This is a genomic window from Buttiauxella sp. S19-1 (assembly GCF_022134725.1).
In the GTDB taxonomy this organism is placed as follows: domain Bacteria; phylum Pseudomonadota; class Gammaproteobacteria; order Enterobacterales; family Enterobacteriaceae; genus Buttiauxella; species Buttiauxella ferragutiae.
Map to the genome: position 1 here is coordinate 36,269 of NZ_JAHWLU010000026.1, position 12,615 is coordinate 48,883.

Below are 12,615 nucleotides of genomic sequence, written 5' to 3' on the forward strand. Positions count from 1 at the left end.
ATGCGCGCACTTTATGATTCAAAAAGTAAAACCATTGATGACAAAGGAATGAAAGCCTTGTTCACCCACGAAGCGCGGGTTCAGTCCTGGCTTGATGTGGAAGCAGCGCTGGCGACGGCACAGGCTAAAGTCGGCATTATTCCTGCTGCTGCGGCAAAAAATATCGCCGAAAACTGCCAGCTTGACCGTATCGATCTGGCAGAAGTTGAACGCCTGTTGCGGGAGATAGGCCACGGGTTTGTGCCAGTGATTAAAGTGTTGGTTAAAGCCTGCGACGAAGAAAGCGGCAAATATGTGCATTACGGGGTGACAACACAAAACATCCAGCAAACCGCGCATCTCTATCTGGTGAAGCAATTCCACCAGCAACTAATGAGCTTTGTCGATGCCACGCTTGAGAACCTGGCGAGACTGGCCCTGCAACATAAAGACACCCTGATGGCGGGCCGTACCCACGGTAAACATGCCCTGCCCATTACCTACGGTTATAAAGTGTCGGTGTGGATTTACGAGCTTCTGGGTGCCGTTGAACGGATGCAGGAAGCGGAAAAACGAGTCTTTACCGTGATGATGGGCGGCGCAGTAGGCGCGTTCCACGCCACCGGAGAACCTGGGCGGCAGGTACAGGATCTGGTCGCACAAGCATTGAATATGTACCCAATGCGCGTGCCATCCCGTAATGCACGGGTTTATCGTGCCGAGTACATCAGCAATTTATGCCTGCTGGCGACCACCTTCCACAAAATTGCCGAGGAGGTTTATCAGACCTCCAGCGAGGAATTTGGTGAAGTATCTGAGGCGTTTGCCAAAGGCACGGTCGGTAGCAGCACCATGCCGCAAAAAGTGAACCCGAAACTGGCGAAGGGAATCATAGCCAATGCCCAGCGATTGTACGCGGTGATGACATCGTCGTTGTACGTCTGCCCGCGCCCGTTTGAGGCCGACAGTTCTGCCTATTTCATCTTTGATGCCAACCTGCAAGAAAGCATGGAATTGATGGCTGAAATCGTGCTGCGCGCTGAAGAGCTGACCCGAACACTGATCATCGATAAATCCCGTATGCAGCAAAACGTGATGCTGACGCACGGTCTTATCAACAGTGAAAAAATCATGATGAGTCTGGTCGAACGGTTAGGGAAAGATCCGGCGCATGAACTGGTGTACTCAATGGCGATGCGCAGCACCCATGAAGGGCTGGATTACGCCAGTGTGCTGCGTAACGAGCCGGAGATCCGCGACAACTTCAGTGATGATGAAATCCGCGATTTACTTGATCCGGCCGCCTATACCGGGCTTTGCGCCGTGTTGGCAGAAGAACTGGCTAACACCGTTTTTGCCAGAAAGGAGTGAACCATGCGTGACGTCACGGCTCTGAAATCAGCGAATATTGTGACAGCAGACGGCATTCGTGCTGGATACTTGCTGATTGAAAACGGCACGATCATTGGCATTGAGGAGTGCTGGTCCGGCGCGGCCACTGATTATGGTAGCCGTTACCTGATGCCCGGATTTGTCGATATCCATGTGCATGGCTGGGGGCGCGGGTCTTTCGCTTATAAAGGCGACCATGCTTCGTTGGTCAACATGAGCCGTGATTTAGTCAGTAGCGGTGTCACTGCTTATCTGGCGACATCCGGCACCATGCCGGACGACTTTCTGAAATCATCCGTCGCCGCCGCTGCAAATTATCTGGAAGCAGCAACGCCAGCGGACGGGGCGGAAGTCCTCGGTGTACATATGGAAGGGCCATGGATTAGCCCGAAACATCTGGGGATGCAGCGGGCTGATTGCCTGCAGTCCCCGTCTATTGAAGGTTTCGAGCAATTTAATGCGCTGGCAAAAGGACACATCCGGCTGGTTACGCTGGCACCGGAACTGGAAGGCTCCCTACCCTTTATCCGTCATTTACACAGTAAAGGGATTACGGTTTCTGCCGGACATACCGATGCCACGTTTGACCAGATAACCGAGGCCATCGACGCCGGTCTGATGCACTTTACCCATGCATTCAGCGCGATGCGCGGTTTTCATCACCGCGAATTGGGCGTCGTGGGTGCGCTGATGTATTACCCGGATGTGTATGCAGAAGTGGCGAAACAAAGTGGCATCACCATTAAACCCCAGGCTTTTGACATTCTCTATCGCCTGAAAGGGGATCGACGGCTGGTGTTAATGAGTGATTGCATGGGCTATGCCGATTTTCCGGAAGGTTATGAATTTCATCACTACCTGCGCCAGCAAACGTTTCGCATTCGCCAGGGGCAACTGGAAATCACCGCGCAGAATGGCGAGTGCCAACGTGTCTCACCGGATGACTGGCCAGTAGTGTCCGGGCTGGAAATGAATTTCCTCGATTCGGTGAAGAATATTGTCGGACGACTGGAAAAAGGCCTGGAATCTGTGGCACAAATTGCCTGTCACAACCCCGCTGTACTTGCAGGAGTGGCATCGCGGAAAGGCAGCCTGGCGGTGGGGAAAGACGCAGATATTCTCTGCCTTGACCATGAATTAAATCTGACTGATGTATGGTGTCGCGGAGTCCGTCAACCGTTACCCGTTCGCTGATAAAGGTCAGATAAAAATTTCAGGATAGCGAGTTTCAAGATACTGCCGTAGCTCGCTATCCGCCAGGTTCCTGCTCTCTTCAATAAAAGTCTCAATGGCGATTTTTTTCTTCGCCCGTGAAAGCCCCATCTGACGCAACGTGGAGATATCTTCTTGTGTCAGATGGAAACTCACTTTGACGTAATCGAACTGATAATAACGCAGATAACTGGAGATCTTATTGGTGAAGGTTAACAGCAAATCGAAAGGGATAGCCTGCAACTGATGTATTTCGTTAATGTTCACGCTTGCAACAATGTCGATATGAAACCATGACTTCAGCACTTCTTTAAAATAGCCGACTTTACTTTCTGATGAGTTGGTGACGATCACCACCCTCTTTTTCGCCTCATCATGCAGGCGATTCTGCAACTCGTACTTTTTGAGGATCAGCACCAGCGTCGCAATATGCACCGGTGAAAAATTCACCGCCCACTCTTGCTCAATTTCCCGAACTTCCACACAGACACCCTGATACAGCGCCGGATAGCGATCGCGAACATGGTGCAGTTTCTTATCGTCAAACCACAGATTGAATTTATTCTGCACGATGGCGGTATAAATAAACTGATAGACCTCACCGAACCAGGCTTGCTGGTTATTAACCGTCGCCTGAAGAAAAGGTGCAATCGCCAGGCTAAAGCGCCGTACCTTGTCGATAAGCGGTACATCATAGAGGGTGAATGGCCGCCAGGTGAACGACAACGAAGAGAGCAACAAATTGAGAAAACGGTTTTCAGCAGGCGGTACCAGCAGGCCGAAATCCATCGCCGTGACAAAATCCAGTGCATGGGTGTCGGTAATCACATGGCCACGGCCGGTGCACTGTAAGGCAATGCTCATATACACCAGAAAGTATTTTTTGCCGTTATAGCCCAAGGTCAGGCGTGGCGCGATTCGTTGACGGTAAATGTCCGCAGCTTCACGGATTTCCTTCTCGCAATGCTGCAAAAACTGACAGGCGATTGAGCGGTTAATGGGTTCGTTGGCGGAATGTTGAACCAGGTGGTTATCTTCACCAATCTCAATGGTTTTAAGAATGGTGAGACAAATGGCGATACGCAGTGAGATCTCATCCCCTTGCAGCCGGGAACCTTGCCGGTGAACACTTTGTACTGCAAGTTTATTAGCCTGGAGAAACATCGCCAGCGCCTGATTATCATTTTTCAGGGTGCCTGGGCTTACGTGGAATTTCTGGTAGTAATCACTTTTATTGACGATGTTCTGCAAACACAGTGCCACGGTTAAATCACGCACCCGCTCTTCCGGGCTGGTGAGATATCGGTTGAAGTGAATATTTTCGAGAAATGACACGTACTCACGATAGCCCATCGCGGTGAAAATCGATTGATTTTCAATATGCAGATGAAAAGCGGGATCAAGCTGATCGTTGATTTCTTTCATCGTGCGTTTCAGTGTAGAGAGCGTTTTACCAAAATGCTGGACGGCATCCTCTACATAAACCGGGCTGTGTTCCTGAAGGAATTTCAGAAAGGACAAATCAAAATTGTTCATTAAAAACTCTGACAGGCAACGCCGCACGACGCTATGTTTTCATCATCTTGCCATCGTACATTAGCCACGAAATCAAAACCGTGACCAACGCCGTTATGTCACGGTTTCCACAGCGTCTGGTCCTGGTTTCGCTACTGCCAGAGGCGGTTTTACCCCCCGGAACTACTACGTTTAATTAAACTCACCGGCAATAGCTTATTTTCTTCCTGAGTGTCTTCTAACAACAGCGCCAGCGCCTCGCGCCCTAGTTGTTGTTTGTCTACCGCGATAGTCGTCAAAGGTGGGTTCGACCAGGCCGCAGAATCGATATCATCAAAGCCTACCAGTGCGACATCCTGCGGGACCCGCAAGCCTCGTTGCGCGCAAACCTGTAGCACCACAAGTGCTGCCGCATCGTTATAAGCAAAAATGGCATCGGGAGGTTCGGGTAAATCGAGCAAATCGTTTACGGCATCCACCAGCGCTTGTTCGGTATCCAGAGAAGGTGAAGCGATCGCTTCGTATTCTGGCGGCATCAGTAAACGCGCTTCATACAATGCCTGTCGGTAGCCTTTTTCACGCTGGCGAATACTGTAATGCGACAGTGTGCTGGCGAGAAAAGCGATGCCTTTACGCCCCTGTTCAATCAAATGACGGGTCGCCAGATATCCGCCCTGTGTGTTATCCGGGTTAACACAGGGTAAACCTGGCGCCCATAAATCAACCAGCACCATCGGTAGTTTCATTTGCTGGAGTAGCCCCAGCAATTCAGGTTCGAAAAAACCCGCACAGATTAGAGCATCTGGCTGATGCAGCATCGCCTGTTCACTCACTGCATCACCAGGTCCGATGGAGAGAAAACTCAATGCAATACCCTGATCGCGGCACAGATCTTCAATTCCCAACAGCAGCTGCGAATAAAATGGCAATGCGCGGCTGATGTTGTGTTGTCGGTGCAACAAGAAAAGAACACGCTTGATTTTGTCGCTGCGCAAACGGGAAAAATCGTATCCCTGCTGCTGGGCAGCAGAAATAATGCGCAACCGTGTTTCCTCACGTAGCCCCGGCTGCCCTTTCAAGGCGCGGGATACGGCCCCGAGAGACACGCCGCAGGCCTGGGCAATGTCGCGTATCCTTACAGGTTTTGTCATTTCGCTCTCTTTCATTGATCTTCGCTATGCCATGACTTTTGGCACTGAGATTTGCGCACCCAACCATGCCGCACCTCGAACACCACTGCTGTCGCCGTGTTGAGCCCGCACTATTGGGGTATTGCACTGTTTACCGAACACATACTCTGCCACTCGCTGTTGAAGGTCGGGATACAAATACTCGATATTTGAAACCCCACCACCTAAAACAATGACATCCGGATCAAGCGTATTCACCACTCCCGCCAGCGAGCGCGCCAGTTGATTACAATACTGATCCCATAGCGCCCGCACACCAGCGTCCGCAGATTCTAATCGTTTAACGATAGCCGGAACACTCTCATGATGAGTGAATCGTTGGGTGTACTGTCTTTCCAGACCACTACCGGAAATAAAACTCTCAATGCAGTTCAGTTGGCCACAATAACATTTTATCGCTTCGCCATCCTGTCGGGGATCGTAGCGAGGCAAAGCGTTATGGCCCCATTCACCGGCGCAGGCATTTGGCCCAGAAATAAGATGGTTATCAATACACAACCCGCCACCGCAACCGGTGCCAAGTATTACGCCGAACACCACGCGATAACCTTTTCCACTGCCGTCCATCGCCTCGGAAAGCGTAAAACAGTTGGCATCATTAGTGACTGCCACCGGCATCGCCAGATGCTGCTCGAGATCCCGTGCAAAAGGTTGCTGGTTCAGCACCAGAATATTAGAGTTTTTGATCAAACCCTCGCCGTCTACGGCACCCGGAATACCAAGACCAATCGACAAACGGCTTTGAACTGCGGCACTGGCCGTTTCAATCACCTTAACGACGTTTAAGAAAAAGTCCTGATAACTCTCTTTTGCGGTGGCGCAGCGTTCGCGATACATCACCTCACCCTGCGTGTTCAGTACCACGGCTTCAATTTTCGTCCCACCAATATCCAGTCCCAGCCTCATCGTTCTTAACCTCATTTCCACTCTGGTTATCCTGAATGCAGCCTACTTAATTTGTTTACTATACACAATGTCACATCTCACAAATCAGACAGAAGCCCGTTAAAAATGGGCTGGTAACAGCATTTAAAAGAATAATGATTTCGCGATCACAAAATCCATTGCCTGTTTATTAAAAATATCGACACCCTTCACAATAGGTCGATGCGAGAGTATACAAGTTGCGCGTAAAGGACCAGGATTGCCGTCAGTACATCTTGTTTACTAAAAGGATAAAGAATGGAACATTTTGATGTCGTCATCGTAGGCGGTGGCTTCTCAGGAAGCATTGCGGCGATTGCCGCCGCCAGAGCCGGGGCAAAAACACTCATCGTTGAGGCGACGGCTTGTCTTGGTGGTTCTCTGACCACCAACGGTGTTAATCCGATGATGACTTTTCACGCAGGTGAGAAACAGGTTATTCGCGGTATTACCGATGAGCTGATAGAGCGTTTAAAAGCTCAGGACAAATCCCCTGGTCATGTCCGTGACCCTGGGCATTTCACCACCACTTATACCCCGTTCGATGCTGAAGCGATGAAACATGAACTGGAACTCATGTTGCTGGAGGCTGGTGGTACCGTGCTTTATCACGCCTTGCTTGCCGATGTCACACGCGAGGGAAATCATCTCGATAGCATCACCGTATGCACTAAATCCGGCTTGATGAAAATTGCTGCCGCTATCTTCATTGATGCCAGCGGCGATGCCATGCTGGCGGTAAAAACCGGTGTACCGGTGGTGAAAGGCCGCGAGTCTGACGGCAAATCACAGCCGATGACCATGACCATGAAGATGATCAACGTCGATCGCGAAAAGCTGCGCACCTATATGCTGGAGAACATATCTTCTCTTAACAATGACTATCAAGCCGAAGATATACGCACCGCCACTCACCTTGCCTGCCATGGTTTTGTGAAAGAGTTTGCAGCGGCGAAAGCTGCCGGTGAAATCACCATTCCGCGTGAAGATGTACTGATTTTTGAAACCAACAATCCCGGTGAATTTGTCTTCAACACCAGCCGTATTCTCGGCCATGACGCCACCGACCCGTGGAGTCTGAGCCAGGCTGAAGTGGTTGGCCGCCAGCAATGTCGGGAGCTGGAAAAATTCATGAAACGCGTCGTTCCAGGATTCGAACAGGCTATTGTTGTGCAAACCGGCCCGTCCGTTGGCGTGCGCAGCTCCTGCCAAATCAAAGGCTGCTATCACCTCACCGCCCAGGATCTGCTCGACGAAACACAATTCGAAGACACCATCGCCATCTCTGGCTATCCGATTGATATTCATAGCCCTGATGGAGAAGGAACCGAACATGGCAAGTTACGCCACGGCGGTATGTACGGCATTCCATGGCGCAGCTTGATAGCCCAGGAAGCCGACAACCTCATTGTCGTCGGGCGCTGTATCTCTGCCACCTTTGAAGCGCAGGCCGCAATCCGCACCACTCCAACCGTAGGCGCAATTGGCCAGGCAGGGGGAATCGCAGCAGCACTGGCAGCACAACAAGGGTTAAGCGTACATCAGGTATCTGCAAAACAGTTACAGGATGCCATTCGTCAGCAACAGGGTTATCTCGACTTCTGAGGACAACACATGGACATGTTACACATTTTAAGGATCGGCGCGATCCTTGCCATTTTTGTGGTTTTCTCCGGGTTGATGATGACCCGCAAAATGCCGGCGATTTTGGCATTACCGCTGATGGGGATCCTGATGCCGCTGGTTGCAGGCGTCCCGTTGTTTAGTGAAGATAAAACCACGTTTAGCATCGCGAATAACGTGCTGACCCAGGGTTCTTTGCGTCTGGGCGCGACCATTATCGCTTTGATATTTGGCGCATGGTTTGGCGAAGTCCTGAAAAAAGTCGGCGTGACTGAGGCATTAGTTCGCAAAGCCGCAGAACTTTCCGGTGATAAACCACTGACGATGGCCATTGTCTTTTTCATTATTGGCACGGTGATTTTCTCTTCCAGCGATGGATTAGGAATGGTTATCCTGGTCGGCAGTATTGTGATCCCGATTCTGCTCACCGCCGGGCTTTCACCGCTCACCAGCTGTATTGTCCTGTTAGCCTGCCATGCTTTAGGTAGCCTGTTCTCTGTCAGTGGTTGGGCCCTGATGCACGATCTGTATGGCATTTCGATTGCCGATATGGCCCGCTACGCAACTATGTTTGCCATTCCAGCAGCCATTATCTATATCGCGATGGTGGTATGGATGGTGAAACGCGATGTGATCGTCCGCAAAGCGTGGTCCATGCCAGTTGCCGAAAAACTCAGTAAGCGCAAACAAGTGAATGCCCTGGCGTTGCTCTCCCCGCTGGTGCCGGTGGTGATTATCTTTGCATTCAAAATTGAAGTGGTCCCGGCCATCGTTCTGAGCCTGGTGATATGTCTGCTGCTTGCCATGCCAAAACGCCCGACGCATGTGCTTGTCAGCAGCCTGGTCGAAGGTATTCAGAACGTGGCGGGTGCCATTGGTCTGATGGTTGGCATCGGTATTCTACTGAACGCGGTCACCGCGCCTCAGGTCAGCATGGTCTTAAAACCATTGATTGAAACGATTATTCCAACCTCACCACTGACTTACATTCTGTTCTTCTCGATCCTCAGCCCGCTGGCGTTGTACCGAGGCCCGCTCAATAGCTACGGTCTGGGCAGCGGTTTAGGCGTGTTGATGCTTGGCGGTGGCCTTTCACCTCTGGCAACCATGCTGGCGTTACGCTCGGCGACCCTGCTGCAAGGGCTTTCCGATCCGACAAACACCCATAACGTCTGGTCATCTGATTTCGCGAAGGTCGACGTAAACGAAATAATGCGTAAGACCTTGCCGTGGGCCATGGCTGCCGTGCTGGTCTCCATGTTGATGGCGGGTTATATCGCCTTTTAATACCCTGCTCCGGCCCTGGCCGGAGTGATTTTAAGGAATGGTTATGACGGACAAAAAATATCGCATTGGTATTGATGTGGGTGGCACGTTTACCGACGCTGCAGTTATCGATAACGACAACTTTACCTTGATCGCGAAAAAGAAAATCCCCACGACACACCACCATCCTAATGGGGTCGCGCACGGCATTATTACCATTATTCATGAGGTGCTGGCAGAGAACGGGATTTCGCCACAGGAAGTCAGTTTTATCGCCCACGGTACCACTCAGGCTACCAACGCCCTGTTGGAAGGCGACGTCGCGAAAGTGGGCATTGTCGCCATGGGGAGCGGGCTTGAAGGAAAAAGTGCCAAAAAAGAAGCCAACATCCTCGATATCCCACTGGCCGACGGTAAGTTTCTGCACACTTTTAATACCTATATCGACACCCGTCAGCTCAGCGATGACAACATCCGTGCAGCGATTGAAACGCTGCGTGAGCAAGGCGCGGAAGTTATTGTTGCCTCAGAAGCCTACAGTGTTGATGACCCGACCAACGAATTACGGGTGATGGCCGTGGCGGCGGAAATGGGGCTTTGTGCCACGGGTGGCCACGAAATTACCCAGCTGTACGGTCTGAAAACCCGTACCCGCACTGCCGTCGTCAATGCCAGCCTGATCCCACGGATGCTGGAAACCGCCAACATGACCGAACAGGCAATTATCGAGGCTGGCATTACCTCGCAGCTGATGATCATGCGCTGTGACGGTGGTGTGATGAGTATTGACGAGGTGCGAAAACGCCCCATCCTCACCATGTTGTCTGGCCTGGCTGCCGGGGTTGCCGGAGCGCTGATGTACGAAAAAGTCTCTGACGGCATATTCTTTGAAGTCGGTGGAACCAGCGTCGATATCTCGGTTATTAAAAACGGCAAAGTGATGATCCAAAATGCCCAGGTCGGTGGTCATCGCACCTACTTGCGTTCACTCGACGTGCGTACTCTGGCGGTTGCGGGCGGCAGTATGATGATGGTCGAAAACGGCAAAATCACCATGACTGGCCCACGCAGCGCACACATCGCCGGCTGTGAATATGAATGCTTTATTGCTGAATCCGCATTTGGTGAAAATCCGCAGCTCACCTTTATTAGCCCGCGCCCAGGCGACCCGCAAACTTATGCCGTAGTGAACGGTGCCGAAGGCAAACGTTACGCATTGACAGTGGCTGGTGCGGCAAACTTGCTCGGCTATGTTCCGGCAGATGACTACGCAGCGGGGAACATTAATAGCGCCCGTATCGCCTGGCAGTTGCTGGGTGACCATCTCGGTGTTTCGGCAGAAGACGCTGCGCGTCAGGCACTGGATATCGCCATCGATAAAGTGATGGTGGTGGTCAACGAAATGATCAACGAATACAAGCTGGAGCGGCACTTCATTACGCTGGTGGGCGGCGGTGGCAGCGGTTGTGTGCTGGTGCCAGCCATGGCTGAAAAAGCAGCCATGAAGCATAAAAATGCCAACAACGCGCCTTACATTTCCACCATTGGTGTGGGCATGGCGATGGTGCGGGAAATGATCGAAAAAAGCGTCGTGAACCCCGGAGAAGCCGAGATAAAACAGATTCGCGCCGAAATAATGGAGCGCATTGTTAAATCCGGAGCCAATGAAGCCACTGTTGATATCAACATCGAGATAGACAAACAAAAAAACGTGCTGCGAGCGATTGCCACTGGGGCGACCGAACTGCGTCAGAAAGAGAGCCTCAACGAAACGCTACCCCTTGAGCAGTTGCAACAAATTGCAGCTGAGTCGATCAATCTGCCTGTCGAAACCACCAAACCGGCCTGTCAGACCGGGCGCTGGCATCTTTTTGAAAACATCAGTGAACATAAGCGTTTCTTTGGCCTGATGAAAAAGAAAAAAATCTGCCTGAGTATGATTGACCGTGAAGGCGTCGTCCGGCTGAAAAAAGAGAATGCGAACTGGTTACTGTGCACGCGCCAGGAAGTGACATCAAGCTTTGCAGAATTCCTTGATGATAATACCCGCTACTCCGAAGCAAATGCCACCATCCCCAAAACCTTCCTGTTCTGGAAGGAGAAAATGCTTGATCTCACTGGCATGCAAACGAAAGAACAGATGCTGTCGATTATCGAGATGGAGTTGGATGTGCTGGAACAAGAGCAGCCAGTTATCGCCGTGGCCTGGCAATAGGAGCAATCATGACCCCTGTTGAACTCAATCGAGTGCTTGCATGGCTGGACCTTCGTAATGATGCGGTATTTAACAAAATACCGCCCGCGAAATACCGCTATTATCTGGACAACGCGCTGGCTGCCGGGGAACAAGCGGCCAGCGAGTTTCACGGAAAAAACATCCGTGATCTGTATGCAGAAAATGGCATCGACATTCAGCTTAAACAGGGGGATGGCCTGTTTTTCACCGTCCAGTTCCGTGCCCAGTTTGAATACAGTGAAGTGAAGTCCATTCGGCGGGTAACGTTGTATCAACCCTCGCTGGAAAGTTTACAACGCAGCTGCGAACAATCTGGGTTGCAACTACCACTCAGTAAAATCATCGATATCCATCTGGCGCACGAGTTTTTCCATTTTCTGGAACACCACCGGCATCAACCTGTTGGGGCAACGCTTGAGAAAGTCTGTCATGTCTCCCTCGGTCCGTTCCGCAGTTATTCGACGGTGTGCGCCACTTCAGAAATTGCTGCGCATCGCTTCTGCCAGGTGCTAAACGGCCTTGAACATTACCCAACCTACTACGATTTTCTTTGGCTGGTGCACAGCGGAAAACAAACTGAGCGGGAGAAAGACGAACTGTTTGCCCATTCGTGGCAGGAACTAAGCCAGATGTGAAAAACATGCTAAGTGGGGGAATATTAGGAGAGATTAGAGCGCAGGGAGAACCGTTCTCCCTGCCCTTTATTGCGGAATGCAGGGGTTAACTATTTAATGCCTTCTTTCCTGTAACAATATCATTTCTGATTTTCATGACAAGAATTGAACCCGCAAGGATAAAAGTAATGAAGTTTGGAATGATGACTGGCAATGCATTAGACATAATGCCGTACATTAGCCATAGAGAAATACCAAACACAAAAATAGAGTACATTGTTAAAGATATATCTTTTGTCGACTTACTTTTCAGAACCAAAACTACCTGAGGGATAAATGAAACAGTGGTACATGCACCACCGATAAACCCCACCATATCAATCGTATTCATGTAGTAAATTCTCGTAAAACTAGAGCTTAACGCCAATCAAAGTGTTGATTCGGCATGCTCCTTGAAAGATAGCATTGAGTCTTAACACAGTTATTGGACCAATTATTTTACCTGGTAAACATCTCTCCAGACACCATCTTTTAAAATACCTGCCCTCTCACAAAACTCTTACCATTCCGTGATTATTTCGAGTTCATGGTAAGTCATAACATACTGATTAATCAATTCATTTCCATTATTAACAATGACAATTCAGCTTAATAATTACTAATT

Annotated in this window: 10 protein-coding genes; 6 read left to right on the forward strand and 4 right to left on the reverse strand. The window is 50.5% G+C overall.

The window, feature by feature from the left end:
- Nucleotides 1-1,350 (forward strand): class-II fumarase/aspartase family protein, encoded by a 1,350-nt coding sequence (locus MES37_RS08740; protein WP_121813482.1) that lies wholly within the window; start codon nt 1-3, stop codon nt 1,348-1,350.
- A gap of 3 nt (nt 1,351-1,353) precedes the next feature.
- The gene (gene nagA / locus MES37_RS08745) at nt 1,354-2,565 is read left to right on the forward strand and encodes an N-acetylglucosamine-6-phosphate deacetylase (protein ID WP_064546743.1); all 1,212 of its coding nucleotides are present in this window, start codon (nt 1,354-1,356) and stop codon (nt 2,563-2,565) included.
- Nucleotides 2,566-2,571: 6 nt separating this feature from the next.
- On the opposite strand, the gene MES37_RS08750 is transcribed toward nagA, so the two are convergent.
- The 3 genes from MES37_RS08750 to MES37_RS08760 all read right to left on the reverse strand — a co-directional run bounded on the left by MES37_RS08750 (nt 2,572) and on the right by MES37_RS08760 (nt 6,194).
- Nucleotides 2,572-4,119 (reverse strand): hypothetical protein, encoded by a 1,548-nt coding sequence (locus MES37_RS08750; RefSeq protein WP_237931134.1) that lies wholly within the window; start codon nt 4,117-4,119, stop codon nt 2,572-2,574.
- Nucleotides 4,120-4,268: 149 nt separating this feature from the next.
- Nucleotides 4,269-5,249, reverse strand: a complete 981-nt coding sequence (locus MES37_RS08755; RefSeq protein ID WP_064546939.1) for a LacI family DNA-binding transcriptional regulator — start codon at nt 5,247-5,249, stop codon at nt 4,269-4,271.
- A gap of 24 nt (nt 5,250-5,273) precedes the next feature.
- Nucleotides 5,274-6,194, reverse strand: coding sequence for an ROK family protein (locus MES37_RS08760; protein WP_121813480.1), 921 nt, complete (start codon nt 6,192-6,194; stop codon nt 5,274-5,276).
- Nucleotides 6,195-6,470: 276 nt separating this feature from the next.
- Here MES37_RS08760 and MES37_RS08765 point away from each other — a divergent pair, with 276 nt between their 5' ends.
- From MES37_RS08765 to MES37_RS08780, 4 genes are read left to right on the forward strand one after another with little or no spacing between them, the layout of a single operon-like run.
- The gene (locus MES37_RS08765; protein WP_064546748.1) at nt 6,471-7,817 is read left to right on the forward strand and encodes an FAD-dependent oxidoreductase; all 1,347 of its coding nucleotides are present in this window, start codon (nt 6,471-6,473) and stop codon (nt 7,815-7,817) included.
- A 9-nt stretch (nt 7,818-7,826) separates the two neighbouring features.
- A complete protein-coding gene (locus MES37_RS08770; protein ID WP_202914368.1) occupies nt 7,827-9,122 on the forward strand; it encodes a Na+/H+ antiporter NhaC family protein in 1,296 nt (431 codons plus the stop codon).
- A 43-nt stretch (nt 9,123-9,165) separates the two neighbouring features.
- Complete coding sequence (locus MES37_RS08775; protein ID WP_064546751.1) at nt 9,166-11,316, forward strand: hydantoinase/oxoprolinase family protein; 2,151 nt, start codon at nt 9,166-9,168, stop codon at nt 11,314-11,316.
- Nucleotides 11,317-11,324: 8 nt separating this feature from the next.
- Entirely contained in the window at nt 11,325-11,972 is a 648-nt protein-coding gene (locus tag MES37_RS08780) for a hypothetical protein (RefSeq protein ID WP_064546753.1), read from the forward strand.
- A gap of 85 nt (nt 11,973-12,057) precedes the next feature.
- Here MES37_RS08780 and MES37_RS08785 read toward each other — a convergent pair whose 3' ends face one another.
- Nucleotides 12,058-12,342: a SemiSWEET transporter gene (locus MES37_RS08785; protein WP_064546755.1), complete on the reverse strand. Its 285-nt coding sequence runs from the start codon at nt 12,340-12,342 to the stop codon at nt 12,058-12,060.
- Nucleotides 12,343-12,615 lie beyond the last annotated feature (273 nt).